Origin of the sequence: Actinoplanes sp. NPDC049548 (assembly GCF_040676695.1) — a bacterium.
Classification (GTDB): Bacteria; Actinomycetota; Actinomycetes; order Mycobacteriales; family Micromonosporaceae; genus Actinoplanes.
The window spans coordinates 256,436-282,948 of sequence record NZ_JBFAPM010000009.1 but is presented as its reverse complement, the minus strand read 5'-3'; the positions used below and the strand labels follow the sequence as shown (position 1 = coordinate 282,948).

Below are 26,513 nucleotides of genomic sequence, written 5' to 3'. Positions count from 1 at the left end.
GCGGAAGGGGGCGGACGGCGTGCAACCACTCCTGCCCGGCGATCCGGCCCGGGTCGGACGGTACGAGCTGGAGGGCCGTCTGGGCGTCGGCGGCATGGGCACGGTGTATCTCGGGCGCTCCCCCGGCGGGCGCCCGGCGGCCGTGAAGGTGATCAGCCCGTACCTGCTGGCGCACCCCGACACCCTGGTCCGCTTCCGCCGGGAGACCGAGACCCTGCGCGCGGTCCGCAGCGCCGGCACCGCCACGCTGATCGACTGTGAGCTGTCGGCCCCGCCGTACTGGATGGCCACCGAGTTCATCCCGGGGCCGACGCTCGCCGACGTGCTCGACACCGGCGGTGCGTTGCCGGTGGACGAGTGCCTGTGGCTGATGGCCTCGCTGGCAGAGGGACTTTCGGACATTCATGCGTACGGGATCTGCCACCGCGACCTCAAGCCGGACAATGTCATCATGTCGGCGACCGGTCCCCGCCTGATCGACTTCGGGCTCGCCCGTGGCCCGGACGAGACCGGCCTGACCCGGACCGACATCGTGGTCGGCACGCCCGGCTACATCGCCCCGGAGCTGATGACCTCGGCCGACGAGCTCACCCCGGCGGCCGACGTGTTCGCGCTCGGCGCCACGGTCGCGCACGCGGCCACCGGGCGCCGGCCGTACGGGGCCGGCCGCGCCGAGTCCATCTGCTACCGGATCCTGCAGGAGGACATCGACCTGGCCGGGGTGGACCCGGAGCTGGCCGCGCTGATCCGCTCGTGCGTGGCGCGCGACGCGGCCCGGCGGCCCCGCCCGGAGGAGATCATCGAACGCTGCCGGCGCGGGCGCCCGGCGGCGCCGGTGCCCGTGGCCTGGCGGGAGACGACCCCGTCCCCGGTGCCGTTCAGCTGGTCCGGGGCCTCCCTGCCACCGGAGTCGCCGGTCCGCTCGGACCTGGTGGGTACGCCGTCCGAGTCGGGCCCGGCGACCCCGGCGCCGCGCCGGCGCCTCCCGCTCGTGCTCGGGGCGGTGGCCGCGGCCGTGGCGCTGGTCGCCGGCGGCGCTTTCGCCGTGCGGCAGCTGAGGCCCGCGGAGGACCGGCCGGCCGCCACGCCGGCGGCCCAGGCGACGCCCTGGACCTCGGCGCCGGCCCCGGCCACCCCGTCGGTCGCGGCCACGACCAGCACCCCGCGGCCCTCCCGGAGCCCCTCGAAGAAGCCTCCGCCCCCGCCGAGCCCGACCCGTACGCCGCGGCCGAGCACCGCACCGCCGGTCACGACGGTGACCAGCGCCGACGGCCGGTGCATCCAGATGCCGCCGACCGACAGCAACGGTGCCAAAGTGCAGGCGGCCCGCTGTACCGGCTCCCCCGCGCAACGCTGGCGGTTCACCCGGGAGGGCGCGCTCATGCCGGCGGCCCCGACCGCCACCCGGTGCCTGGACATCGGCGGGAACGCCGGCGTCGACATCGACTACCGGATCCAGCTGTGGGACTGCAACCTCGGGGTCGCTCAGCTGTGGGTGCCGCAGTCCGACGGCTCGCTGTTCAACGCCCGCTCCGGACGCTGCCTGAGCATCCTGCCCGACGCTGACGGCGGGCCGGCGCTGGGCATCCGGACCTGCACCGGCGCGCCCGCACAGCGGTGGAAGCTGCCACGCCCCTGACCCTTCCCGACCTGCCTCGCAAGGACGTACCGTGCGACACCACGCCGATGCCGGTGTGTACCGTGCTGGCCTTGTCCGGGCCGGGGGAACGAGCGGCGCCCGGCGGTGAGGGGCCGACGGAGCATGCGTGTGGGATGACGACGAACTGACCGCGGCGGTCAAGGCGGCGAGCAACGGCGACGAGGCGGGCTTCGCGGTCCTGTGGCGCTCCCTGCAGCCGGCGGTCCTGCGCTACCTGCGGGTGGTGGCCGGCGACGCGGCCGAGGACGTGGCGTCCGAGACCTGGCTGCAGGCCGCCCGGGACCTGCACCGCTTCACCGGCGACGGGGCCGCCTTCCGGGGCTGGCTGTTCCGGATCGCCCGGCACCGCGGCATCGACGAGCGGCGGCGGGCCGGGCGGCGCCGGGAGGATCCGGCCGAGTCGTTCGCCGAGGACGCCGCTGCCTCGGCGGACGCCGCCGCTCAGGCGCTGGAGCGCTCCGGCACCGAGTGGGCGGTCGGCATCATCGCCGGGCTGCCGGCGGACCAGGCGGAGGCGGTGATGCTGCGCGTCGTGGCCGGGCTCGACGTCGCGACCACCGCGCGGGTGCTCGGCAAGCGGGCCGGCGCCGTACGCGTAGCCACCCTGCGTGGCCTGCGGAAACTCGCCGCCGACCCGCGGGTGCAGGCGCGCGGCCACGAGGCTGACGGCACCCGGACGAGGGAGGTGTAACGCCATGCGAGGCTGGCGCGCTCTTAGGGATGCGATGCGTGAACGGCGAACTTCCCGGCTCGACCCGGCGGAGGCCGACCGGCTGATGGCCGGCGACCCCGGCGGGGCCGATCACCGTGGGCTGGCCGTGCTGCTCGACGCCGCCAAGGCTCCTGCCTCCCCCCGGGAGCTGGCCGGCGAGCGGGCTGCGGTGGCGGCGTTCGTGGCGGCGTATCGGGACGCCGAGCGGACCAGCCCGGCAGGAGGACGCCGTGCACGCATTTCGCTGCCCGCCAGGGCGGCCGTTGTGAAGGTGGCGGCCGGATTGGCCGTCCTGGCGGGCGGCGGTGTCGCCCTGGCGGCGGAGACCGGGCATCTCCCCGCCGGGGCGCAACACCAGGCCCACCGCTTGTTCTCGGCCGTCGGCGTCCCCGCGCCGGCTCCCCGGACCAGCTCCGCACATCCGGCGCACCGCACGTCCGCCACCCCGTCCCCCACCGTCTCCGCCCGGCCGGCTCCCGGCTCCTCGGCCACCAGTGGGCCTGCGGCGGCGCCTCCCGGCGTACGCGGGCTCTGCAAGGCCTGGGCCGCCCAGCAGGAACCGCACGGCAAGGCGATGAAGGCCGCGTCGCGCAAGGCCCTGGCCGCCGCGGCCGGCGGCGCCGACCGGGTCGCCGACTTCTGCGCGGCCCAGCTCGGTACGCCGAGCACCACCCCGGCACCGGGGGCCAAGCCCGGCCACACCGGCAAGCCGACCGTGCCGCCCGGGCAGGACAAGGACAAGACCAAGAACAAGGACAAGAAGGACAAGACCCCGGGGCCGAAGACATGATCGAACCGGTCTTCGTCGACCGCACCGGTCGCCGCCGCCGTGTGATGGCGGTGGCCGGCTCGGCGGGCACTCTGGTCCTCGCGCTGCTCGTGCTCGCGCTCGTCGCCGGGTTCACCGGCGGAGGACCGCTACCGTTGCCGGGCTGGGCCGATTCGGGCGGCGAGCATCTGCGCAACGACGACAACGCGAAGCCGACGCCGCCCCCCACACCGTCCCGGCGTCCCACCCGCCATGTCGCCGACGCTGCACCGACCCCCAGGGGCAGTCACGCCGCCACCACGCGGCCCGCGCCGGCCGAGTCGGCGCGCCCCTCCGCCTCCGCCGCACCGGTTCGCACCAGCCACCGGCGGATCCCGACCCACACCCCGACGGCGCCGCCAGGGAAGAAGCACTGACATGGGCAAGCGCGTGCTGCGGCGGGAGCCGCGGGCCCACTGGATCCTGCTGGTCCTGGCCATGGGCGTGGTCCTCGCCGAACTGAGCCTCAACGGCTATGTGACCCACGTGGGCAGCGAGGGCGACGGGCCGGCGCCCCTGAGCGACCGGACGCCGGCGCCGGCCGCCGTCACCGGCGGAGCGGCCGTGCAGCGCCTGGGTCCCGATGCGGCCGTCGGCACCCGCAGCATGCCGGCGAAGACCATCGCTCTGACCTTCGACGACGGCCCGGATCCCCGCTGGACCCCGCGCATCCTCGACGTGCTGGCCCGGCATCGGGCGCGCGCCACGTTCTTCCAGGTCGGCTCCCAGGTCAACGAACATCCCGAGCTCGCGCGCCGGGTGCTCGACGAGGGCCATGAGATCGGCTCGCACACCTTCACGCACGCCGACGTCGCCGCGCTGCCGTCCTGGCGGCTCGACGCGGAACTCACCCTGACCGCCAACGCGGTCGCCGCGGCCACCGGGCGCCGGCCGGTGCTGCTGCGTCCGCCGTACTCGTCGGTTCCGGCCGCCGTGACCGCCGCCGACCACCGGGCGCACCGGCGCGCGGCCGAAGCCGGCTACCTGCTCGTGCTCACCGACCTGGACACCGGCGACTGGCACCGCCCGGGCGCGGCGGCGATCGCCGCGGCGGCCCGGCCCAGGGGCACCGCCGGCGCGGTCGTCATGATGCACGACTCCGGCGGCGACCGCGCCCAGACCGTCGCGGCCCTCGATCTGCTCATCCCGGCGCTGCAGGCCAAGGGCTACCGCTTCGTCACCGTCTCGGAGGGTCTCGGCCTGCCCGCCATGCCCCCGGCCGGCACGGCGCAGCGGTGGCGAGGGCATGCCTTCCGGGCCGCCCAGACCACCGGCGGGTGGCTGGCCGGCGCCCTCACCTCGCTCATGCTGGTCGCCCTGGCGCTCGGCGGGCTGCGGCTGCTGGCTCAGCTCGTCTGCGCCCGCGTGCACCTGCGCCGGTTGCGTCGCGACCGCCGCCCGCTGGAGTACGTCGGCCCGGTGTCGGTCATCGTGCCGGCGTACAACGAGGCCGCCAACATCGCCGCCACCGTACGGTCGCTGGTCCGCAGCGACTACCCGGCGGTGGAGGTCATCGTGGTCGACGACGGCTCGACCGACGGCACCGCCGACATCGTCGAGCGCCTCGGCCTGCTCGGCGTCTACGTGCTGCGCCAGCCCAACGCCGGAAAACCCGCGGCCCTCAACCACGGCATCGGGTACGCCCAGCACGACATCCTCGTGCTGGTCGACGGCGACACCGTCTTCGAACCCGACGCGATCGGCCGTCTCGTGCAGCCCCTGCGCGACCCCCGCGTGGGCGCCGTGTCCGGCAACACCAAGGTGGCCAACCGCCGTGGCCTGCTCGGACGCTGGCAGCACCTCGAGTACGTGATCGGCTTCAACCTCGACCGGCGGATGTTCGACATCGCCCAGTGCATGCCCACCGTGCCGGGCGCGATCGGCGCCTTCCGCCGCGAGGCCGTCGAGGACGTCGGCGGGGTGTCGGCGCAGACCCTCGCCGAGGACACCGACTTCACGATGGCGGTGCTGCGGGCCGGCTGGCGGGTCGTCCATGAGCCCGCCGCCATCGCCTGGACGGAAGCCCCCGAGTCGCTGCGCCAGCTGTGGCGGCAGCGGTACCGCTGGTGCTACGGCACCATGCAGGCGATGTGGAAGCACCGCCGCGCGCTGCGCCAACGCGGCGCCGCCGGCCGGTTCGGCCGGCGAGGCCTGAGCTACCTGCTGCTCTTCCAGGTGCTGCTGCCGCTCACCGCGCCGACGGTGGACGTGTACGCCGTGTACGGCGCGTTCTTCCTCGAACCGGCCACGGTGCTCGCCACCTGGGCGGGCTTCACCGCCGTCCAGACGGCCACGGCGGCGTACGCCCTGCATCTCGACGGCGAACGCTGGACACCGCTGTGGAGCCTGCCGCTGCAGCAGATCGTCTACCGGCAGCTGATGTACCTGGTGGTGATCCAGTCGACCGTGATGGCGCTGCTCGGCGGCCGGCTGCGCTGGCATCGGATGGTGCGGACCGGCGCCGCGACGGCCCACGCCGGCCCCCAGGACCATGCCCGTCCCTCATGGCCGCCGCCTCCGCAGATCCGCCCGCGTCCCGACCTGCAGAACCAGGCGCTGCCGACCGTCGGGGCGCAGCGAGCCCGGGACCGTTGGCCGATCAACTAGGGCTTATCAACCAGGGCTCAGATCGGGTCAGGGCAGGAACTGCTCCTGGACCAGCGTGACCTTGCCGCCCTTGACGGTCAGCCAGAACAGCGTGTCCGGGATCCGGTCCTTGAGCCCGTCCAGCCCGACCGTCTTGTTGGCGACACCTCCCACGCCACCCCCGACGACCTTCACGGTCACCGTCTTGGCCAGGGGCAGCACGCGCTTCTTCGGGTTGTCGTTGACGATCATGTAGTCGTTCGGCGGCGTCTTCTCGTCGGAGTCCGGGTATTTCTTCTGCCACGCCTTCACGGCGGCATCCCCGGTGAGGAACTCGACGAGGTCCATGGTCAGCTCGCCGTCGCCGACCGCCGTGACGAAGGCGGGCCAGCGCCCGTCGCCGATCGCCGCCTGAGGCCCCGCGGCGGGCGGCTTCGCGCTGGGCGCCGTGGTGGCGGCGGTGTCGGTCTCGGTGGCCGGTCGGGTGCCGATACCGGTCGCGGCCGGGGCGGCGGTACCCGAGGCCGGGGCGCCGGCCGCCGCGGTGGGCGACGGCTCCTTGCGGCACGCGGCCACGGGAAGCAGCACGGTGGCGAGCACGGTGGCGGCCACAAGACGGTTGAGGTGCATAGCGACAAGATGACACACCGACACCACTACGGTACGGGCGGCAGCCGGGTGCCGCCCGTACCGGGCCGGTCGGTCTCAGTGCAGGGGCACGTCCAGGTACGAGCCGCCGGTGACGGTCACCGAGCGGTGCGGGGCGTTCTCGTCGTAGTAGAGCGAGTCGACCGTGTCGATCACGAGGGTCAGCGAGTGCCCGGCGGGTACGTCGTACGCGGTGGCCTGCAGGTCGAGGTCGACGGTGCGGGAGCCGCCCTCGGTGCCCAGCCAGGTGGCCGGTGCGTGGGTGATCAGCTTCGCGGTGCCGATCGCGTCGAGGTCGTAGAGGTACGCGACCACCGTGCCCTGCGCCTCCGTGTCGCTCAGCTGCAGGTGCAGCTTCGGGACGCCGCGGATCCGCTGTACCGACGACGGGCGTTCGGAGGCCCAGACACCGGCACGCGAGCGGTCCACGGTGGGCAGCCAGATCGACGGCTGCCAGCCGGTGAATGCGGCCAGTCCGTTGGTGATCAGGACTATGCCGCCGTTGGCCGTGGTGTCCTTGTCGGTCGGCAGCGTCTTGGACCAGCCGCTGCTCGGGTCGCCGCCGAGCAGTCCGGTGCCGTCGAGCCGGCGGATGGCGCCGAGGCCGTACCGGCGGGTGGAGGTGGTCAGCGCGGACCAGCTGGCGTACTGCTCCTCCGGCGCGTTGTACGGCTTGATCTCCACCGGCGGTTCGGCGGTGGCCCCGGAGGCGCCGAGCAGGTACTGGTCGAACCACCGGTACAGGCTGGTCCACACGTCGTTGTCGATCCCGATCAGGCCGGTGAGCTCGGCGATCGCGTGGTCGCCCGGTCGCAGCTCGAGACGCTTGGGCGTGGTCAGCCGGTTGTAGAGGTCCACGATCTGGTTCGGCGGGAAGAACGTGTCGCCCCAGCCGTTGGCGATGAACACGGCGGGCGCGTTCGCGTTGAGCGCGTCCAGGTACGTGGCCGCACCCCGCTTCCTCGCCCAGGCCATCACCTGCGGAGCATCCCGGTTCGCGGCGAAGTCGTCGAGGTTCTGGTTCAGCTCCTCGCTGGCGTTGCCGAGGGTGTTCGCGGCGAGCTGCAGCAGGCCGGCGGACTGCCGGTGCCGGGTCTGGTCGGCGTAGAGCGAGGCGACCAGGTCGGCCCAGCCGCTCATCACCGCCACGGCCCGGATGCGCCGGTCGAAGGCCGCGCCGAGCAGGCTCAGCCCGGCGCCGTACGAGATGCCGGCGGCGCCGATGCGGGCCGGGTCGGCGGGGGTGTTGGCGAGCGCCCAGTCGATGACCCGGGAGATGTCGGCCATGTCCTTCGGGCCGGCCGTGTCGATCTCGCCGCCGGAGAACCACCAGCCCCGCGGCGTGTACGAGACGACGACGTACCCGCGGCCGGCGAGCGTCTGGGCCTGCGCCAGGTACTCGAGATCGTTGAGGCCCCAGCTGGACGGCATGATCAGCACGGGGTGCCGGCCGGCGGCGGCCGGCGCGACGACGTTGGCCTTGAGGACCGCGTCGCCACTGGTGATGTCGACGAAGCGGACGCCGGTCGTGCCCTGCGCGGCAGCGACGGGAGCGGCGGTGGTGGCGCCGGCGGCGACCGCGGGGGCGGGAGCGGCGGCCAGTGCGGCGGTGGTGATCAGCGAGAGCAGGAAGACGGGCACGGCGGAGCGACGGGGCGCCATGGGCACTCCTGAAGGTGTCGGGGTGTCGGTGAACCTGCCGACGGCCGGCCGCCCCGATGGGGGCGGTGGCGGAAGCTGCAGCTCGTCAGTGGCGGCAGCGTAGGAGCCGGTACCGAGAAATAGAAGGCGGTGACATTCTCGTTACTTGCCGGTAACATATACGCCGACTCCAGGAGGCCGGACATGCTTTACGGTGCGCAAACGTCCCTCCGGCGGGACGCCCGGCGCAACCGTGCCGCCATCGTCGAAGCCGCGAGCGAGGTGCTGACCGGCCATGATCCGGTCGCCCTCATGCCGGAGATCGCCCGCCGGGCAGGCGTCGCCCTGGCCACGCTCTACCGTCACTTTCCCGACCGGCGCGCGCTCACCGCGGCGGTCATCAGCCACCAGCTGCACCGCCTGGAGGAGGCCGCCGCCGCGAGCATCGACCGGCCCTCCGCCTTCCGCCCGCTGCTGCGCGTCGTCCTGCACCGGCTGATCGAGATGCGGTCGCTGGTGGTCCTCGCCGAGGGCCTCGAGTCCGGCGCCCGCCGCCAGTACGAACGCCGGCTGGTCACGGCGTTCACCCAGCCGCTGCGGCGCGCCCAGGACCTCGGATACGTACGCCGGGACCTGGTCCCCGGCGACCTGCTGCTGCTCTTCGCGATGGTGCGCAGCGTGGCCGGAGCCGGCGAGGACACGGCGGCCGCCCGCGCGGCGGCCGACCGCTCCATCGACCTGATGCTCGACGGCGTCTTCCGCGGCCGCCACGCGCCCTGAGGTAGAGGCGAGGCTGCCCGCGAGGGACAATGCGGCATGCGGCTGGACGATGAGGACATGAACCGGGTGCGCACGCCGGACGTCATGACGGACGAGCAGTTCGAACGCCTGGCGCAGGCGGCCGACTCCCTGGCTGGAACGTTGGAGAGCAGCGCCGGCCTGCACGACGAGATGGAGGGCCACCTGCCCGGGGCGGCGGCGCACGCGGTCCGGGACCGGCGGCTCGCGGCGGCGGAGCGGGAGGCGGCAGCGGCGTACCGCCGGAGGGAACTGCCCTCCGACGAGGTACGCCGGGTAATCAGGAACAACGGCGGCGATCCTGAACGCGACGCCGCCATGGAGCAGCGGGAGATCGACGCCAAGCGGCACGAGACCGAGGTCGCCCTGCGCGAGATGGCGGTCGGTGTCCGGCAGCAGCAGCTCGACGACCGCGAGGAGTTCCGCACCGCCCGTCGCGACGACCGCGACCGACACGCCGCCGACCGCGACCGACACGCCGCCGACCGCCAACGACGCGCCGACGACCGCGACCGACGCGCCGACGACCGCGACCGACGGGCGGACGAACGCGAACGGCGGGCCGACCAGCGCGAGGTCGACTACGAGGTCGAGCATCCCCGTGGGCCGGAGACGCCGGCCTCCTGACCCGCGTCAGCCCAGCGCGCGGCCCGGCGGCACCTTCGGCTCGCTGTTCAGCTCCTGCATCTGCTGCGTCAGGTGGCTTTGGAGCGCGCCCTGGTAGCTCTGCGCAAGCTGCCCCAGCCGCTCGATCTCGTCGAGCAGCGCGGCGCGCTTGGTGCCCAGGCTGTTCATCGCCTCGGAGTGGTTGCGGCGCGCGTCGCCCTCGATCGTCCCGGCGCGAAGCTCGGCCTCGCCGGTGATCTGCTCGGCCTGCCCCCGTGCGGCGGCGAGCAGCGCCTCCGACTCCTGCTGGGCGTCCCGCAGATGATCGTCGGCCGTGCGCTGCGCCATCATCAGGACCCGGGCGTTGCGGTCGTCGTCGGCGACGGGGGCGGGAGCGGCCAGCTGCGCGCTGCGCGCCTGCTCCAGTTGGGCCTGCATGCTGCGGGCGTTCTGCTCGGCCCGGGCCCGTGCCTCCTGCAGCCGCTCCAGCTTCGCGGCGATCTCGGCGAACTCGCCGTCGAGCACCACGGTCGAGGCGGCACCGGGACCGGCCGGGCCCCGTCGCTGGATCTGGTCCTGGAGCGCCCCGTTCTCCTCCAGCAGCCGGATGAGCTCCTGCTCGACCTCGTCGAGGAAGGCGTCGACCTCCTCCTCGTCGTATCCCCGCTTTCCGATGGGCGGTTTCTTGAAGGCCATGTTGTGGACGTCGGCCGGAGTCAGCGGCATCGCGCTCCCTAGAGCATGTCGGCGGCGGTGTCGGGGGTCGATCCTATGCCGCCGTGAAAAGTCGCTCGCGTGGGGCGTTGCGGCCGGGCGCCCCGGTCCTTCCGGTGATTCCCCAGGTGGAGGAGGTCCACTACCGTGGTCGGCCATGAGCACCGCGCCCGAGCCGCCACCGTGGGTCCAGTGGCCGGTTCGCGTGTTCGCCGTCGTCGTCGTGCTGCCGTTGCGGCTGGCATGGGAGCTGTTGAGCGCCGTGGGGCGATTCCTCGAGCGCTGGGTGGGACGCCCGCTCGCCTGGTTGTGGCACCGAGCCGTAATGATTCCGCTCTCGTTCCTGTGGCGCCGGCTCGTCGTCGTCCCGCTGTCGTTCCTCTGGCGATGGTCCGTCGTCGTGCCCTTCTCGTTGCTCGGGCGGTGGTTCTGGGCTCACCGCCGGTTCTTGAGCAGGCCGTTCGTGTGGCTCCTGCGCTACCTGGTCGTCGTGCCGGTGGTGTGGTTCTTCTCGGTGACGGCGCCGGTGTGGCAGGCCGTGGGACGGGCGGTGGCCTGGACGCTCGAGACGCTGGTCTCCGTGATCACGGCGGTCGCGCGGGTGGCGTACCGATGGTTCCTGCTGCCGGGGTGGCGCGGCGCCGGATGGCTGCTCCGGCAGCTCTACCGGTGGATCCTGCGCCCGGCCGGGCTGGTGATCGCGGGCGTGTGGCGGTGGACGGTCGTTCCCGCCTGGCGGGTGGCGGCGGGCGCCGGGCGGTGGGTGCGGGACACGGTCGTGCGCCCGGGCGCCGGCATGGCGCGCGCCGTGCTCGTCTCGGTCGGGCTGCTCAGATGATGTCCCACGTGAGGGAGCCGTCCTCGATGACCGGCCGGTAGCGGTTGTCGTAGGGACGCCCGGTCTCCAGCGAGGTGGCGGTCTTCTCGAGCAGCTCGGCGACCGACGCGGGCCACCCCTCGAAGTCGACGCCCTCCTCGTTGAAGAACTCCCCCACCCGGCCGTGCCCGCCCGGACGCTGATCCACCAGCAGGTTGCCGCCGTCGCCGGAGGTCGCGAACGGCACGTACGCCGCATGCCACCAGTAGTCGCCCAGCTCGGACGGACCGTCCGCCAGCACCTCGCACAGCATCTGCCGTTCGTCGCCGATCTCCCGTACCGAAGCGGGCTCGTAGAACCACGGCAGCTCGAATCCGGCGGACGCCACGCCGTCGTGACGCAGGAGCGAGGCGACCAGGTCGGGCGGGAACGGCACCGACAAACGCTTCTGCAGGTCGTCGAGCGCGGCACGGGAGGCGGGTGGCCGCAGCGACCGGCGGTCCTTCGGTACGTGGACGGCGAGCCACTTCTCGATGCGCTGCCACGCCGCGTTCACCCGTGCCGTGGTGGCGCTGTCCGGTCTGGTGGGCCGCACCGGCTCCCGGGCGGGCGGGCACACGTCGCCGGCCGACCGCCGCGGCGTGGGGACCGGTTCCTCCTCGGGCACCTCGGCGACGGTGGCAGCGAAGCCGGTCGGGATCTCGCGTTCCGGTTCCCGGGTACGCCCGCAGAACGCCAAGCCGCACACCACCAGCACCATCGTGAGGAACACGCCGCCGAGCAGCAGCACGACACGCCTGCCGCTGGACGTGGCCCGGGGCGGGACCGGCTGGGGCGGCGGCGGGGGTTCCGTGGTCCTCCGGCGGCCGGCGGAGGCATGCAGCATCGGCTCGAGCCACTCCCGCGCGGCCACCGGGAAGTCGCCGGGATGCTCGGCCGCGTCGGCCGGGATGTGGCCGGCGGGGGTGACCGGAAGCGCCTCGTCCAGCAGGAGGCGGTCGGCGCCCAGGCTCACGGTGACCACGGCGGCGGTGAGATTCCGGCCGGTCAGGGCGCCGAGGGCGAGGGTGGTGTGGTTGGCCGAGTCCGGGCCGGGACCGGTCACCACGAGAACCGGGGCGTTCACGGCGGCGGCCAGGTCGGTGAGGGTCCAGCCGGCCGGGCCGAGCGGCACGAGCAGGCCGGGGACGCCGACGACGAGCACCAGCCCGTGGGTCCGGGACAGGGTGCGGACCAGCTCGGCGGCCTCGTCGACGGTCAGTGGGTCGGCGCCGCCCTCACGAGCCTCGAGATAGGTGGCCAGCCCGCCGAGGAGCAGCTCACCCGGCACGGTCGGGGTGATGGTCTCGGTGGGCTCCGCTGGGGTGGGCTCGGCTTGGGCGGCGGGCTCGGTGCCGAAGGCCAGGACGGCGACGCGGACGGTCGCGGCTGCCGCGAGGGCGGCCGCGGGGAGCTGCCAGCCGATCGCCGAGGACGTCGTCGCGAGCATCCACGGGCCGCCGTCCGGCCACGGCTGCTGGGGCATGGACGACTCCGGGTCTGGCGGTCGGGACGGACCCGGTGATCCTAAAGGCCGCTCTCCGGCCGCGGGCCCGGACGCCGCTCGATGGTGACGAGGGTGCCCGTGGAGGTGACGGAGACGCGTACGTCGCCGTAGGCGTTCATCAGGAGGGCACCGCGCCCGCGGTCCATCGGCGCGGGCCGTTCCCGCCAGCTGCCGTAGTCCCGGACGCTGATCCGGATGACGTCGCCGGCCACCAGCAGGCGCACGTCGACCTGGGGCAGGGCCGGCCGCTGAGCGTGCTCCACCGCGTTGTTGACCGCCTCCGTGGCCGCCAGCTGCAGGTCGTCGAGCAGGTCCGGGTCGACGTCGGAGAGGGCCGCGCGCAGGTCGCGGCGCATCGCCGCGGAAGCGGTCGGCGCCAGGGGGTACGTCCAGGCCAGTTCGCGGGCCTCCAACGGCGCTCCGGCGACGGCCGGCCGCGGGGCCGGGTCCCGCCGCAGCGCCAGCGCCGCGATGTCGTCGGCGGGTGGGCCGCCCTCACCGCCGAGGGCGGCGTCGAGCAGGTCGGCGGCCGTCGCGCCGCGACGGCTGCGGTCGGTGCACCGGGCCAGCAGCCGCGCTATCCCGCTGTCGAGGGGAACCAGGCCGTCGGTGAACAGCAGCAGGTGGGCGCCCGGCGGCACGGTCAGCCGGTTGCCGGCGTACGTGGCGGTGTCCAGGCCGAGCGGCGGCCCGGCCGTACCGGTGAGCCATTCCGCCGGGCTGCCCGGGACGCCCATGACCGGCGCCGGGTGACCCGCCGTCGCCCAGGTCAGCTCGCCGGTGCCGGGGGTGAGCCGGGCGAGGAGCACGGTGGCGAAGGCGGAGGTCCGCAGCCGGGTCAGGATCCGTTCGGGAGTGGCGTCCTGCGACGCGTACGCGCGCACGGCGGTGCGCAGCCGGCCGGCGGTGACGGCGGCCTCCACGCCCTGCCCCGCGACGTCGCCGACCGCCAGCAGCAGGTCTCCCCCGGGCAGCGGCACGACGTCGTACCAGTCGCCGCGCACCGCGGACGCCGGCTGGTACCGGGCGCTGAGGTCCCACCCGGCGACGGCGGGCAGGCCCTCCGGCAGCAGGTTGTGCTGCATCGTCATCGCGACCTGCCGCCCGTGGTCCGGCTCCCACCGGCTCTCGGCGAGGGCCGCCAGCATCGCGGCGACCGGTTCGAGCACCGTCGCGGCGTGGCCGTCACCGTCCGGTCTGCCCAGGACCACCGTGAGGGCGCCGATCTCGTTGCCGTCACGGCCGCGGATCGCCGTGCGGATGCGGCCGGCGCTCTCGCCGCGGCCGTCCTTGCCGGGCGGCACCCCGGTGCTGAACGTCAGCGGCGCCCGGCCGGGACCGGCGGCCAGCTCGGTGGTCGCCGCGAGGGCGCCGGCCAGGGTCCGGGCCTGCTCGGTCGCCGCGCGTACGGCGTTCTCGAGCGCTCGACCGGACGCGATCACGGCGGTGGTGGCGGCCGACCCGGACATCTGCCGCGCGGACCCGGCCCGTAGCCGGTCGCGGTGCAGGGCGCCCCGGACCCGGGCGATGAGCTGCGCGGCGGTGAACGGCTTCACGACGTAGTCGTCCGCGCCCGCGTCCAGGCCCTCCACGCCTGCCTCGCCGCCGGCCCGGGCCGAGAGCATGATCACGGGCAGGGTCAGGGTCGCGTCCTCCTGGCGCAGTGCCCGCAGCAGCGCGAAGCCGTCCAGCCTCGGCATCATCACGTCGGTGAGCAGCAGGCTCGGCGGGCGGCGCCGGATGGCCTCGAGCGCGGCCTCACCGTCGCCCACGGCCTCCACCTGCCACCCCTCGGCCGTCAGCAGCCGGGTCAGGTATCCGCGCATGTCGCTGTTGTCGTCGGCGACCACGATGCGGACGCGGCCCGGCTCGTCGGCGGGTGCGGGCGGCACGTCGGGGAGCCAGCCGAGCGCCTCCTCGGCGAGGGCACGCGCCGTCCCGCCCGGACTGGCGCCCGGGTCCGGGGAGGCGCCGGCCGGGGTGACGGCCGTCCACGGCAGCACGACGCTGAAGGTGGTGCCGCTGCCGGGCGTACTCGTGACCGTGACGTCGCCGCCGAGCAGGCGGGTGAGCTCGCGGACCAGCGCGAGACCGACGCCGCTGCCCTCGTGGCTGCGCGCCTGCACGCCCTGGACCCGGTGGAAGCGGTCGAACAGGTGCGGCAGCTCCTGCGGGGCGATGCCGATGCCGGTGTCGGACACGCGCAGCCGGATCTGCTGGTCGTCGCTGTCGAGCGTCACCCGGATCTCGCCCACGAAGGTGAACTTGAGGGCGTTGGAGAGCAGGTTGGTGACGATGGTCTCCCAGTTGGCCGGGTCGACGGTTGTGGGCGCGGGCAGCGGCGGGCAGTCGACGACGAGGCGCAGCGCGGCGCGTTCGACCGCGGAGCGGAAGACGCCGGCGAGCTCGGCGGTGAGCCGGCCCAGATCCACGTCGCGCGGGGTGTTGCCGGCCCGGCCGGCCTCCAGGCTCGAGAAGGTCATGAGGTTGTTGACCAGCGTGAGCAGGCGGGTGGCGTTGCGGCGTGCGGTGTCGACGCGGTCGCGCTGGCGGTCGCCGAGCGGCTCGCCGGGGTCCGCGAGGGCGTCGGTGAGCGGCCCGAGCATCAGCGTCAGCGGCGTGCGGAACTCGTGGCTGACGTTGGTGAAGAAGGCGGTCTTGACCCGGTCCAACTCGGCGAGGGTCTCGGCGCGGCGGCGTTCCTCCTCGTACGCCAGCGCGTTGCGCACCGCCACCGACACCTGCTGGGCGAGCAGGTGGAAGAAGGACCGGTACGCGTCGTCCAGGGCCCGGCTCGGGCTGATGCCGGCGAGCAGGACGCCGAGCGGCTGCGCCCGGTCCGCCGACGGCAGGGGCACGGCGACCGCCTCGCGGACGGGCAGCGCCCAGGGGCCGCCCGTGACCTCGAGCGACTCCGGCACGTCCAGCCGTACCGTGTCACGCAGGCCGGCGGTCAGGTCCCACCCTGCCGTGACCGCGTCCGGGGCCAGGACCTCCGGCAGGAGGGCCGCCACCTCGCGGCCCGCGGCGTCGACGCCGGCACCCGCCACGCGGCGCAGCACCCCGCCCTCGCGCAGATAGATCGCGGCGAACGGCACGTCGAGCGGGTGGTCGCCGATCGCCGCCGCCAGCTGCAGGTACGTCCCGCCGACGCCGTCGCCCTGCACGCCGCGCACCGGCAGGTCACGCAGCAGGCGCAGGCGCCGCTCGCCCACGACCTGCTCGGTCACCTCGCTGCACACGGTGAGCACGCCGACGGTACGCCCGGAGTCGTCGCGCGCCGGCGCGTGCGAGACGCTGAAGTACGCCTCCTCGCGGTACCCGGCCCGTTCCAGCATGAGTTGCAAGGCGGGTACCCAGCTCGCCACCCCGGTCGCCATGGCCTCGGTGATCAGCGGTTCGAGCACGTCCCAGCCGGCCTCGAGGGTCACGCGCACGTCCCCGCCGAGCGCCGCGGGGTGCTGGTCCCCGATCAGTGCCGAGTAGGCGTCGTTGTAGAGCTGGGTGTACTCGGGTCCCCAGAGGAGCAGCATCGGGTAGCGGGAGGACAGCACGATGCGGACCGCGGACCGCAGGCTCTGCGGCCATCCCGCGACCGGCCCCAGCGGCGTGCGGGACCAGTCGAGCCGCGCCATGAGCCCACCGGTGTCACCGCCGCCCGCGAACACGTCATCCGGCGACATCGGCGCCCGTCACTTCACCATCACGTTCCCCCGCGGCCGGTGATCCTCTCCGCCCAACCTCAGAGCTGTACCCGGCCCCGGGAGCCGGCATGCCGTCGTGCGGGAGAAAACCGGGAGACCGGTTCCGGCGACTGATCAGTTTCAGTCAGCTACGGTCTGCCGGGCCAGCTCGTCGAGGACCGCCCCGAGGCCGCCGCTCTCGCGGAGGATCCGGCGCTGCCGAGTGGCACCGGTACCCTGCCGACGCAGCCGATCGAGCTGGGCGCCCACGAGGCTGAGGTCGCCGTGGCGCAGCAACGCCGGGCTGACCGCGGCGAACAGCTCGTCGACGAGGTCCCACGCCGGGCGTACCCGGCCGGACCGCAGGTCGGTCAGGGTGCCGTCGAGCCCCTCGTGGGCGGCGCGCCAGTGGGCCGCCGACACGAGGCAGTCGCGCAGCTCAGGGGCGGGCCGGCCGGCCCGGACATCGTCGACGACGGTGGCGACCAGGGCGCGGATCAGGCCGGCGACCAGGATCGTGTCGTCCACCGTGGGGCACACGTCGCCCACCCTGATCTCCACGGTCGGGTAGTGCACCGAGGGGCGGGCGTACCAGTAGACCATCGACGGGTCCAGCATCACGCCCGACATGATCAGCGCTTCGACCGTACGGTCGTAGTCCTCGGCGGAGTCGAAGCGCGGGGTGGGTCCCATGCTGGGCCAGCGTTCCAGCTGCATGGACCGCCAGCTCGCGTGCCCGGTGTCGGCTCCGGCGTGGACCGGCGAGTTCACCGTCAGCGCCTGGACGACCGGTAGCCACGGGCGCAGGTGGTTGCACACCTGGACGGCCAGCTCGCGGTCGGGGACGCCCACGTGCACGTGGCACCCGCACACCGCCGGATCGGACGCGATGGGCCCGTACTGCCGGACCATCGCCCGGTAGCGCGGCTTGTCGGGCACGGTGAGCTCGGGGTCCGCCACCGGGGTGGCGCCCACCGCCACGAGCCGGGCGCCGGCTCCGGCCGCCGCTGCCGCGGCGGCGCGACGCAGGACGAGCAGCTCCCGCCGCAGATCGGCGAGGTCGACCCGTACGAGACTGACCATCTCGACCATGCTGCGACGGAACTCGAGGTGGCTCTGTCCCCGCACGTCGGCGGGGAGAGCGTCCATGACCTGCTCGACCACCGGCGCGTTCCCCCCGCTATGGGGATCGAGCAGAAGGAACTCCTCCTCGACACCCAGCGTCAGGTTCGCCCCGGGCCTGGCACCGACAGCTACCGACAGGTCCTGCGTAGTGGTCCGCACAACGGGCCGCCGATCCTCCGGGGCAGTGCCGCCGATGGCCTGCCGGGCTCGTGGCGTTCCCTTTCTGATCACGATCAAACTCGGTCGCGGGCGCCCCAGCGCCAACCGCCGGCGACGGAACGATCATCGATGGCTCGAGTAGGTCGGTCCGTGCCGGGTATCCGGGCACCTCCTCCGCCGCATCGGGAGACACCATGGCGACACACCCGCCGGGCGACCTCGCCGGAGCCGTCGCCGCTCTCGCCGGTACCCCGGACTTCGCATCCATCGTGGACCGCCGGCTGGCCGACATCGCCCGACTGACCGCCCAGCGCGTCGCCCCGGCGAGCTACGCCTCGATCACAGCCCTGCATGGCTGGTCCCCGGTCACGGTGTCGGTCAGCGAGGAGCTGATCCGCGAGGTCGACGAGGCACAGTACGCCGACGACGCCGGTCCCTGCCTCGAGGCGTTGCGCACCGGCACACCCGTCGCCGTACCGGACACCGCCGCCACGGTGCAATGGCCCGGCTTCCACGAGGCGGCACCCCGGCTGGGCTTGCGCGCGTCCGTGTCCCTTCCGCTGTACGCGGGGCGGGGCGAGCCGATCGCCGTCCTGAACGTCTACGGCCGCGACCGCTCCGCGATGGCACCCCTGATCATGACGATCGAGTCGCTGCACGCGCCTGCCCGCGGCAGGGCCGGGGAGCACGGGGACCTTCCCGCGCTCGACGACGGCTCCCAGGAGCTCGTCACCGGCTACGCCGAGGCGCTCAGCATCCGGGCCACGATCAAGCTGGCCCTGAGCGTCATCATGGCGGGCAACCGGTGCACCGCCGAAGACGCCTATGTGAGCTTGTGCATCCGCGCCGGCGAGGCGGGAGTCGACCCCGGCGTGGCCGCGGTCGCCCTGCTCGGCTCCCGCCCCTGACCCCGGCGCCGGAGCCGGCCGGCAACGGCCGCCACGACCTCGGCGGGCCGGGAACGCCGCCCGATGAGGCGGGTGAAGAGACTGTGCCGCAGCACCCGGCCGGGATGGCTGCCGTGCACCCGGCCCGGCCCGTTCACCGGCGCGTCCACGTTGTCGGTGCCGGTGTCCGGCCGGTCGGTGCGCTGCATGCCCCTGCCGAGCCGGGGAATCGACAGAACGACGTCGAGCAGTGCCGGGGACAGCCGCTGGCCGAGCTGGAAGGCCGCGGCCGCGCCTCCGGCGGGGATCTCGCGCCGGGGATGCGCCGCCGCGTGCACCAGGGTGGCCGCCACGACCTCCGGTGCGTACACCGGCGGAGGCGGCTTCACCATGACGCCGAGCTTGCTGCGGGCGTGTTCGAAGAACGGCGTGTCCAGTGAGGCGGGCAGGATCGTCGACACCGCGATCGGCTCGCCGTCCTGGGCCAGATCCATCCGCAGGCTGTCGTAGAAGCCGCGCAGCGCGAACTTCGTCGCCACGTACGGCGCCTGCAGCGGAACGGCGCGCACGCCTTCCGCCGACGAGATCCCGATGATGACGCCCCCGCCGGCGCGGCGCAGCGCGGGGAGCGCGGCATGCACGCCGTGCACGTGCCCGAGGAAGTTGACCCGCATCACCCGCTCGAACTCGGCGTCGGTGACGTCCTCGACCCGGCCCCAGACACCGACCGCCGCGGCGTTGATCCAGGTGTCGATCCGGCCGAAGTGCCGCTCGGCGGCGTCGGCGAGAGCGCGGACGGCCGCGGGGTCGGCGACGTCGGTGGGCACGGCGACGGCCGTGCCGCCCTCGCGCCCGATCTGCGCCACCAGGGTCCCGAGCGCCTGCTCACCCCGGGCGGCGCAGACCACCCGGGCGCCACGGGCCGCGAACGCGAGAGCCGCGGCGCGGCCCACCCCGCTCGACGCCCCGCAGATGACGACCACCTGGTCGGACACCGGCTTCGGCATGCCACCTCCCCTGACGAGTGCTCACCGTGGGAGCTACCCGGCAGCACCCGCGCTACGCCTGCGGGATTAGGACGGCGCCGAGGCGGGGACCACGTCGGGCATGACCGACGTGACGGCACTGACCGACGACCGGCTCGAGCTCGGCGAGGGCTCCCGGTGGACCGGCGACCGGCTCGTCCTGGTGGACATCCCGGCCGGCCGGCTGCTGGCCGCACGGGAACCCGACGGACGTCCCGCCTCGCTCACCGAGCTGGCCCGGCTCCCCGAGCCGCTCGCCGCGGTCGCGCCGGTCGCGGACCGGCCCGGCGCCTGGCTGGCCGCGACGGGTACGGGGTTCGCCCTGCTCGACTCCGACGGCGTACGGCCGGTCGCGGCGCCCGAGCCGGTGACGCAGCGCCCGTGGCGGATGAACGACGCCGTCGCCGACCACGCCGGGCGGTTCTGGGCCGGGAGCATGGCCTGCGACCAGTCCCCCGGGTGCGGGGCGCTCTACCGGCTCGACCCCGACGGCAGCGTGCGGACCGTCCTGACCGGCCTCACCATCGCCAACGGGCCGGCGTTCAGCCCGGACGGCCGCACGATGTACCTCTCCGACACCCCGCTGGGCCACATCGACCGCTTCGACGTGGACCCCGACACCGGTGAGCTCGGCGCCCGCCGCCCGTTCGTGCGGCTGGACCCGGAGCGGGGCGCGCCGGACGGGCTGACCGTCGACGCCGACGGCTTCCTGTGGGTGGCCCTCTTCGGCGGCGGGGCGGTGCACCGGTACCGGCCCGACGGCGAACTCGACCGCCGGATCACGGTTCCGGCCCGGCAGCCCACGAGCGTCTGCCTCGCGGGCACCACGCTCGTGGTCACCAGTGGCCGCGGCGGTCTGGAGGAACCGGGACCGCAGGACGGCGCCGTCCTGGTCACCCACGCGGGTGCGCGCGGCGTCGAGGCGCTGCCCGTACGGATCGTCAGCCGGCGTTGAAGTTGTCGCTGACGTCGCGCTGCAGGTCCCGCATCGCCTCGGCGAGCAGCGTCCGGGCCTGCTCCTCGTCGTGATCGCCGGGGAGCGTCACCTCGGCGCGCACCACGCTCCCCCCGGCCGGCAGGTCCGCCACCTCGGCGCTGCCGTCCAGGCCGCTGCCGTCCTCCGCCCGCCACTGCATCCGGAGCCCGCCGTCGTCGGCCCGGTCGGTGTGCGCGCTCACGGGAAGCCAGCGGTACGCGCGGTCCGGGTCGGTCAGGACCCCGAACACCACCTCCGCGGGGGCGGTGAACTCGTACGAGCCGGTGACGTGTGCGGACATCGTTTCTCTCCTTGAGCGAGCCGGACCCCGGGAGTGCCCGATCTCGCCCGTTCCACACGTCGTGACCGGGGGGTGCGCGGCGACGGGGGGCGCCACGCACCCCGGTCATGTGGCGGCGAGCGCCTGGGTGGGGGTGAGCCGGGAGGCGCGCACCGAGGGGTACACGCCGGCGATGACGCCGACCGCCACGGCGCCGCCCACGCCGGCCAGCAGCGCCGGCACCGGCACCACGACCGGCCAGCCGTGGTACGCCGCGTACGCCACCGTGGCCAGCAGGCCGAGCATCGTGCCCGCCACCCCGCCCAGCGTCGCCAGCGCCACCGCCTCGGTGAGGAACTGGGCGCGGATCTGGCCCCGGTTGGCGCCCAGCGCCCGCCGCAGCCCGATCTCCGCGCGGCGCTCCAGCACCGAGATCACCATGGTGTTGGCCACCCCGATGCCGCCGACCAGCAGCGCCACCGCCGCCAGGGCGAGCAGCAGCGAGGAGAAGCTGTTCTCGCTGGCCCGCTTCGCCGCGAGGGCGTCCGACGGGCGGGTCACCGTGACCTGGCCCGGACGCTCCGGGTGGATCGTGGCCGGCAGGACCGCGCGGACCGCCTCCAGCTGGTCCTCCTGGACCTGCAGGTAGATCACCGTCGGGTGGCCGTCGAAGCGCAGCCGGCTGCGGGCCGCCTCCCACCCGACGAGCACCGACCGGTCGATGTCGGGTGACAGCGGGGTGGCCGCGAGGATGCCCACCACGGTGAACCACTGGTCGCCGATCATCACCTGCGGTGGCCGGCCGCCGGGCCGCAGCTCGGCGAAGCCCAACCGGGACGCCGCCACCGAGCCGAGGACGACGGTCGGGAACGCGCCGGTCACCTCGGTGAGCCAATGGCCGTAGCGGATCCGCGCGTTGATCGCCGCGGGCAGGTCGAGGCGGGCGGCCAGCACGGTCAGGCCGGAGCCGTCGTGCGGGTCCGTGCGGTCGGAACGCCGTACCAGGGTGTGGGTGTTGGCGACGGCGCTCGCCACCGTGACCGGCGCGATGCGCTGGACCATGCCGACCGACTGCTCGGGCAGCAGGACCGGCGGGTCCTGGTCCGGCACCGGCATGGCCTGCAGCACGTTGGCGCCCAGCGCGGAGAGCTCCCGCATCAGTGCCGCCTGGCTGGACGCCGGGATGCCGGTGACCACGATCATCGTCGCGATGCCGATCGAGATCCCGAGCGCGGACAGCGCGGCGCGCAGCTTGCGGGTACGCAGCCCGATGAGCCCCAGGCTCAGCAGGTCGGCGGGCGCGAGCCGGACGGGCCGGGTCACCGGGCGCTCACCGCGGCCCGGGCCCGGGCGCTGTCGGACACCAGCCGGCCGTCGCGGATCTCGATGCGGCGCGGCAGGGACGCGGCGATGTCGCGGTCGTGGGTGATCAGCGCGATGGTGGTGCCCTCCTCGTGCAGGCGGTGCAGCAGGCCGAGCACCGCGTGCCCGGTGGCCGTGTCCAGGGCGCCGGTCGGCTCGTCGGCGAGGACCAGGGCGGGCCGGTTGACCAGCGCCCGGGCGATCGCCACCCGCTGGCGTTCGCCGCCGGAGAGCTCGTGCGGCCGGTGCCCGACCCGGTGGGCGAGGCCGACCCGGGCCAGCGCCTCGGTGGCCAGCGCGCGGCGGTGCCGGCGGGGCACTCCGGCGTACAGGAGGCCGGTGGCCACGTTCTCCGCAGCGGTGAGGCCGTCGGTGAGGTGGAAGTGCTGGAAGACGAAGCCGAGCAGCCGGCCGCGCAGCGCGGAGAGCCGGCGGTCGGACAGGCGGGCCGTGTCGTGCCCGCCGATGTGCACCGAGCCGGCGGTGGGCTGGTCGAGCGTGCCCATGATGTGCAGCAGGGTCGACTTGCCCGACCCGGACGGGCCCACGATGGCCAGCAGCTCCCCCGCGGCGATGTCCAGGGAGACCCCGGCCAGCGCGGTGACCCCGCCCGGGTACGTCATGCCCACGTCGCGCAGGGACAGGACGGCGCTCACGAGGTGGTCACCACCTCGGTGCCCTCGGTCAGGCCGGCGCCGTCGACCTCCACCATCCCCTTGGCGAACATGCCGGTCTTGACGCCGACCAGGCCGCCGCCGCGGACCTGGACGGCGTACCCGCCCTCGCTGAGTGCCAGCAGGGCGCCGACCGGCGCCACCAGGGCGTCCTCGTGGGTCTCGGCGACGAAGGTGACCTCGACGTCGGCGGAGTCCAGGTGGGCGACCGTCTTCGGGTCGTCGACGGCGACGGTGACGGTCAGCTTCGTCGCCTGGTCGCCGTTGCCCTCCTCGGCCTTGAGCGCCGTGCCGACGGCGGTGACCTTGCCCGGCACGGTCTTGTCACCGGGCAGCGCCACGGTCACCCGGTCACCGCGTTCGATGGAGCCGGCCTCGGTGACGTCGGCCGGCACCGTGATCACCTTGGTCGTCGGGGTGACCGCCATGAGCGGCCCACCGGCCGGGGCGCCGAGCTGCACGGCCACGGAGTCGACCCGGACCGCGCCGCTGAGCACGACGACGTCGCCGACGGCTATCCGGCCGGTCACGGGCAGCCCCGCATCGGCCTGCCAGCGCTTGACGGCCGCGATGAGGGCGGCGGTGAGAACGTCCTCGCCCTTGTGCACCGTGACCCACTTGGTGATCGTCCGGGGCTTCGGTGGGGTGCCCTTGGGGGGTCCCGGGCGGGTCTGGCGTACCTTCTCCCCCGTCGCGGGCTGGTCGCCGGTGGAGTAGCCGAGCGCTTGGAGGTTCTTCGCCACGATGCGCACGTCCCGGCCGACGGTGTTGCGCTCCGCCAGCGTCCGGAACAGGGGCATGGCGCCGAAGAACAGCGGCACCGGCCGGTCGTCGACCCGCAGCAGCTGCTCGCCGCGGCGTACGAAGGATCCCGGCTTGGGCAGCCACGTGACCGTGCCCTCCCCGCGGCCGGTCAGCGGCTGCGCGGTGCCGTACCCCAGCGTGCCGGTCAGCGACTCGGAGGCCGACATGTCCTGCCGGGCCAGCTTGGCAATCTGCACCTCGATCGGGGCCTGCGCCGTGGGCTCCGCCGCGTCGCCGCTGCGCAGTCGCCACCCCGTCGCGAGCGTCCCGGCCACCAGCACGACGACGACCAGGGCGATCAGCGCCCGGCGCCGGCGGCGGCGCGGCCGCTCCGGCGCATCCCCCAGTGGTGCCGGGGCGACCGGAATCAGCTCGGTCGGCGAGTTGTCGGCCATGTCGGGGGATCCTGGCCGCCGAATATCAGGATCTTGTCAGGTATCGCCTCGTCCATGGGAATGTGAGCCGCGCACACCTATAGTCGCCGACGTGTGTGCGCACGTACTGGTCGCCGAGGACGACCGACGCCAGGCCGAGGTGCTGCGCCGCTACCTGGAGGCGGAGGGGCACGAGGCCACGGTGGTGCACGACGGCCGGAGCGCGCTGGAGCACGTCCGCCGCGACCCGCCGGACCTGCTCGTGCTCGACGTCATGATGCCGCAGCTCGACGGCCTGAACGTCTGCCGGATGCTGCGCCGCGACTCGGACCTGCTGATCCTCATGCTCACCGCGCGCTCGACCGAGGACGACCTGCTGCTCGGGCTCGAGCTCGGCGCCGACGACTACCTGACGAAGCCGTACAGCCCGAGGGAACTCATGGCGCGGGTCCGCACCCTGCTGCGCCGCGCTCCCAAGTCGTCACGCCCAGTGAGCGCCGTTCGGCGGATCGGCCCGCTGAACGTCGACCCCGTCCGCCATGAGGTGTCGGCGGCCGGCGAACCGGTGGACTGCACCCCGGGCGAGTTCGCGATCCTCGCCGCGATGGCCGACCACCCGGGGCGGGTCTTCACCCGGGCCCAGCTGCTCGAGCACACCCGCGGCATCGACCGCAGCTCCACCGAGCGCACCATCGACGTGCACGTCATGAACCTGCGGCGCAAGATCGAGGCGGATCCGCGCCGGCCCACGATGCTGCTGACCGTGTACGGCGTGGGCTACAAGCTGACCGGCGGCGCGGAGTGAGCCCGCGTACCGGCGCCCGGCGGGTCCCCCTGCGCCGCAGCCTCATCACCCGGCTGCTGGCGACGTCGATCCTGGTCGCGGTAGCGGCGATCGTGGCGACCGCCTGGCTGGCCACCCAGACCACCACCCGGGCGATCCAGCAGGAGCAGGGCCGGTCCCTCGCCGACGACAAGAGCGTCTACGACGCGCTGGTCGGGTACGCCGCCACCCACCCCGACTGGTCCGGCGTCAACACCCTGGTCGCGCAGCGCGCCGCGAAGACGGGCCGGCGCATCACGCTGATGACCGAGGACCGGCGGCTGATCACGGAGTCCGGGCCGGGGCCGTCGCTGCGGTCGGCGCGCCCGTCGGCCACCGTCGACCCGCTGCACCTCGACCTGGCGCTCACCGGCGGGCAGGAGCGCATCGACCCGCGCGCCGTGGGGCCGTACAAGCTGCCCGCCAGGGAGCGCGACCTGCTCCGGAAGGTCGCCGACGGGCAGCTCGCCTGCATGCGCGAGTCTGGCGTTGAGGGCGAGGTCGTGGACGGCCCCAGCGGGCGCCCGACGGTACGCGCGATCACCATCGACCCGAAGAGCGTGCTGGCGTACTGCCGGGTGTACGACGAGCCCACCCCGACCGAGCGCAAGGCCCTGGAGGACCTGGCCCGGCGTACCGCGCCTTGCCTGGGCTTGCCCTCACCGCGCGGCATCGAGATCCGGCCCGACTTCACAGCGTTCCCGCTTCCCCTGCCCGGGACCCGCTCGCCGTTCGACAGCAAGACGCAGGACCGGATCAAAGGGTGCGTCGAGAAGGCACGGCAGGCTCAGCTCGACAAGTACGTCGCCCCGCCGGCGCTGCTGTTCGTGACCGACCCGGACGAGGAGTCGGGGCAGCCGGTGTTCAACCTCTCCCGGACGAACACGCTGCGGATCGCCCTGGTGACCGGTGCGGTGCTCATCATCGCCGTCGTCGTCACGATCGTCGCCGGCCGGCGCCTCGTCGGGCCGTTGCGGGCCCTCACCGAGGCCGCCGACCGGCCCGCGGACCAGCAGGCCCGGGTGCCGGTGGCCACCAACGACGAGATCGGCTACCTGGCCCGGGCGCTCAACGACCTCGCCGACCGCCGGGAACGCTCGGAGAACCTGCGCCGGGCGATGGTCAGCGACGTCGCCCACGAGCTGCGGACGCCGCTGACCAACATCCGCAGCTGGCTGGAGGCGGCCCAGGACGGCCTGACCCCGGTCGACCCCGCGCTGCTCGAGCTGCTGCACGAGGAGGCGGTGCTGCTGCAGCACGTCATCGACGACCTCAGCGACCTCGCCGCGGCCGACGCCGGCAACCTGCGCGTGCACCCCGAGCTGGTGTACGTCCACGACATCCTGGCGCAGGTGGCGGAGGCGCACCGCAGCGCGGCCGAGACGGCGGGGGTGCGCCTCACCTTCGACGTGGCCGGGGACCCGCAGGTGCAGGCGGACCCCGTACGCCTGCGGCAGGCCGTCGGCAACCTGGTGTCGAACGGCATCCGCTACACCCCGGCCGGCGGCACGGTGACGGTGAGCGCCGCCGTGAAGGCCGCCGGGCTGGTCATCGCCGTGCGCGACACGGGGGTCGGCATCGCGGCGGAGGACCTGCCGAAGATCTTCGACCGGTTCTGGCGCTCGGAGGGCTCCCGGAACCGGGCGACCGGTGGCAGCGGGCTCGGTCTGTCCATCGTGCGCAAGCTGGTGGAGGCCCACGGCGGGGAGATCACCGTCGCCAGCCGGCCCCGCGCCGGCACCGTCTTCACGATCACGCTCCCGGCCGTGCCCTCGTCGTCGCCGGCTCCCGTCGAGGTGTAGCGC

At 74.3% G+C, this 26,513-nt stretch carries 23 protein-coding genes; 12 read left to right on the top strand and 11 right to left on the bottom strand.

Annotated elements, in window-relative coordinates; translation table 11 throughout:
• Window positions 1-19: 19 nt before the first annotated feature.
• The 5 genes from AB0J80_RS20295 to AB0J80_RS20275 all read left to right on the top strand — a co-directional run bounded on the left by AB0J80_RS20295 (window position 20) and on the right by AB0J80_RS20275 (window position 5,787).
• Window positions 20-1,639, top strand: a complete 1,620-nt coding sequence (locus AB0J80_RS20295) for a serine/threonine protein kinase (protein WP_364706932.1) — start codon at window positions 20-22, stop codon at window positions 1,637-1,639.
• Between the two features lie 127 nt (window positions 1,640-1,766).
• Complete coding sequence (locus AB0J80_RS20290; protein WP_364706929.1) at window positions 1,767-2,351, top strand: RNA polymerase sigma factor; 585 nt, start codon at window positions 1,767-1,769, stop codon at window positions 2,349-2,351.
• A 34-nt stretch (window positions 2,352-2,385) separates the two neighbouring features.
• On the top strand, window positions 2,386-3,162 hold the full coding sequence (locus tag AB0J80_RS20285; RefSeq protein WP_364706926.1) for a hypothetical protein: 777 nt from the start codon (window positions 2,386-2,388) through the stop codon (window positions 3,160-3,162).
• A complete protein-coding gene (locus AB0J80_RS20280) occupies window positions 3,159-3,557 on the top strand; it encodes a hypothetical protein (RefSeq protein ID WP_364706923.1) in 399 nt (132 codons plus the stop codon). Before AB0J80_RS20285 ends, AB0J80_RS20280 begins: the two co-directional genes overlap by 4 nt.
• Window position 3,558: 1 nt before the next feature.
• Entirely contained in the window at window positions 3,559-5,787 is a 2,229-nt protein-coding gene (locus AB0J80_RS20275) for a bifunctional polysaccharide deacetylase/glycosyltransferase family 2 protein (RefSeq protein ID WP_364706920.1), read from the top strand.
• Window positions 5,788-5,814: 27 nt separating this feature from the next.
• On the opposite strand, the gene AB0J80_RS20270 is transcribed toward AB0J80_RS20275, so the two are convergent.
• Window positions 5,815-6,396 (bottom strand): hypothetical protein, encoded by a 582-nt coding sequence (locus AB0J80_RS20270; RefSeq protein ID WP_364706917.1) that lies wholly within the window; start codon window positions 6,394-6,396, stop codon window positions 5,815-5,817.
• A gap of 75 nt (window positions 6,397-6,471) precedes the next feature.
• Window positions 6,472-8,076 carry a CocE/NonD family hydrolase gene (locus AB0J80_RS20265; protein WP_364706914.1) on the bottom strand — a complete coding sequence of 535 codons (1,605 nt, stop codon included), beginning with the start codon at window positions 8,074-8,076 and terminating at the stop codon, window positions 6,472-6,474.
• A 183-nt stretch (window positions 8,077-8,259) separates the two neighbouring features.
• Between AB0J80_RS20265 and AB0J80_RS20260 the strand changes: the two genes are divergently transcribed.
• The gene (locus AB0J80_RS20260; protein WP_364706911.1) at window positions 8,260-8,835 is read left to right on the top strand and encodes a helix-turn-helix domain-containing protein; all 576 of its coding nucleotides are present in this window, start codon (window positions 8,260-8,262) and stop codon (window positions 8,833-8,835) included.
• A 36-nt stretch (window positions 8,836-8,871) separates the two neighbouring features.
• Window positions 8,872-9,480 carry a hypothetical protein gene (locus AB0J80_RS20255; RefSeq protein WP_364706908.1) on the top strand — a complete coding sequence of 203 codons (609 nt, stop codon included), beginning with the start codon at window positions 8,872-8,874 and terminating at the stop codon, window positions 9,478-9,480.
• 6 nt (window positions 9,481-9,486) lie between these two features.
• On the opposite strand, the gene AB0J80_RS20250 is transcribed toward AB0J80_RS20255, so the two are convergent.
• Entirely contained in the window at window positions 9,487-10,185 is a 699-nt protein-coding gene (locus tag AB0J80_RS20250) for a DivIVA domain-containing protein (RefSeq protein ID WP_364706905.1), read from the bottom strand.
• 145 nt (window positions 10,186-10,330) lie between these two features.
• Here AB0J80_RS20250 and AB0J80_RS20245 point away from each other — a divergent pair, with 145 nt between their 5' ends.
• Complete coding sequence (locus AB0J80_RS20245; protein ID WP_364706902.1) at window positions 10,331-11,011, top strand: hypothetical protein; 681 nt, start codon at window positions 10,331-10,333, stop codon at window positions 11,009-11,011.
• On the opposite strand, the gene AB0J80_RS20240 is transcribed toward AB0J80_RS20245, so the two are convergent.
• The 3 genes from AB0J80_RS20240 to AB0J80_RS20230 form a co-directional block, all read right to left on the bottom strand.
• Window positions 11,004-12,515 carry an SMI1/KNR4 family protein gene (locus AB0J80_RS20240; protein ID WP_364706899.1) on the bottom strand — a complete coding sequence of 504 codons (1,512 nt, stop codon included), beginning with the start codon at window positions 12,513-12,515 and terminating at the stop codon, window positions 11,004-11,006. The genes AB0J80_RS20245 and AB0J80_RS20240 overlap by 8 nt on opposite strands.
• Before the next feature lie 41 nt (window positions 12,516-12,556).
• Complete coding sequence (locus tag AB0J80_RS20235; RefSeq protein ID WP_364706896.1) at window positions 12,557-16,219, bottom strand: ATP-binding protein; 3,663 nt, start codon at window positions 16,217-16,219, stop codon at window positions 12,557-12,559.
• A gap of 141 nt (window positions 16,220-16,360) precedes the next feature.
• Window positions 16,361-17,482 carry a glutamate--cysteine ligase gene (locus tag AB0J80_RS20230; protein ID WP_364706992.1) on the bottom strand — a complete coding sequence of 374 codons (1,122 nt, stop codon included), beginning with the start codon at window positions 17,480-17,482 and terminating at the stop codon, window positions 16,361-16,363.
• 215 nt (window positions 17,483-17,697) lie between these two features.
• Between AB0J80_RS20230 and AB0J80_RS20225 the strand changes: the two genes are divergently transcribed.
• Complete coding sequence (locus AB0J80_RS20225; protein ID WP_364706894.1) at window positions 17,698-18,411, top strand: GAF domain-containing protein; 714 nt, start codon at window positions 17,698-17,700, stop codon at window positions 18,409-18,411.
• Here the strand turns inward: AB0J80_RS20225 and AB0J80_RS20220 are convergent.
• The gene (locus tag AB0J80_RS20220; protein WP_364706891.1) at window positions 18,327-19,397 is read right to left on the bottom strand and encodes an SDR family oxidoreductase; all 1,071 of its coding nucleotides are present in this window, start codon (window positions 19,395-19,397) and stop codon (window positions 18,327-18,329) included. The genes AB0J80_RS20225 and AB0J80_RS20220 overlap by 85 nt on opposite strands.
• Window positions 19,398-19,497: 100 nt before the next feature.
• Here AB0J80_RS20220 and AB0J80_RS20215 point away from each other — a divergent pair, with 100 nt between their 5' ends.
• Window positions 19,498-20,370: an SMP-30/gluconolactonase/LRE family protein gene (locus AB0J80_RS20215; protein ID WP_364706889.1), complete on the top strand. Its 873-nt coding sequence runs from the start codon at window positions 19,498-19,500 to the stop codon at window positions 20,368-20,370.
• Here the strand turns inward: AB0J80_RS20215 and AB0J80_RS20210 are convergent.
• The 4 genes from AB0J80_RS20210 to AB0J80_RS20195 all read right to left on the bottom strand — a co-directional run bounded on the left by AB0J80_RS20210 (window position 20,357) and on the right by AB0J80_RS20195 (window position 23,906).
• On the bottom strand, window positions 20,357-20,692 hold the full coding sequence (locus AB0J80_RS20210; protein ID WP_364706886.1) for an SRPBCC domain-containing protein: 336 nt from the start codon (window positions 20,690-20,692) through the stop codon (window positions 20,357-20,359). The genes AB0J80_RS20215 and AB0J80_RS20210 overlap by 14 nt on opposite strands.
• A gap of 105 nt (window positions 20,693-20,797) precedes the next feature.
• Window positions 20,798-21,994 (bottom strand): ABC transporter permease, encoded by a 1,197-nt coding sequence (locus AB0J80_RS20205; RefSeq protein WP_364706883.1) that lies wholly within the window; start codon window positions 21,992-21,994, stop codon window positions 20,798-20,800.
• On the bottom strand, window positions 21,991-22,656 hold the full coding sequence (locus AB0J80_RS20200) for an ABC transporter ATP-binding protein (protein ID WP_364706990.1): 666 nt from the start codon (window positions 22,654-22,656) through the stop codon (window positions 21,991-21,993). The genes AB0J80_RS20205 and AB0J80_RS20200 overlap by 4 nt, the downstream gene beginning before the upstream one ends.
• A gap of 29 nt (window positions 22,657-22,685) precedes the next feature.
• On the bottom strand, window positions 22,686-23,906 hold the full coding sequence (locus tag AB0J80_RS20195; RefSeq protein ID WP_364706880.1) for an HlyD family secretion protein: 1,221 nt from the start codon (window positions 23,904-23,906) through the stop codon (window positions 22,686-22,688).
• 91 nt (window positions 23,907-23,997) lie between these two features.
• Here AB0J80_RS20195 and AB0J80_RS20190 point away from each other — a divergent pair, with 91 nt between their 5' ends.
• Together AB0J80_RS20190 and AB0J80_RS20185 are read left to right on the top strand one after the other, a co-directional pair.
• On the top strand, window positions 23,998-24,690 hold the full coding sequence (locus AB0J80_RS20190; protein WP_364706878.1) for a response regulator transcription factor: 693 nt from the start codon (window positions 23,998-24,000) through the stop codon (window positions 24,688-24,690).
• The gene (locus tag AB0J80_RS20185) at window positions 24,687-26,510 is read left to right on the top strand and encodes a HAMP domain-containing sensor histidine kinase (RefSeq protein ID WP_364706875.1); all 1,824 of its coding nucleotides are present in this window, start codon (window positions 24,687-24,689) and stop codon (window positions 26,508-26,510) included. The genes AB0J80_RS20190 and AB0J80_RS20185 overlap by 4 nt, the downstream gene beginning before the upstream one ends.
• The last annotated feature ends 3 nt before the right edge of the window (window positions 26,511-26,513 follow it).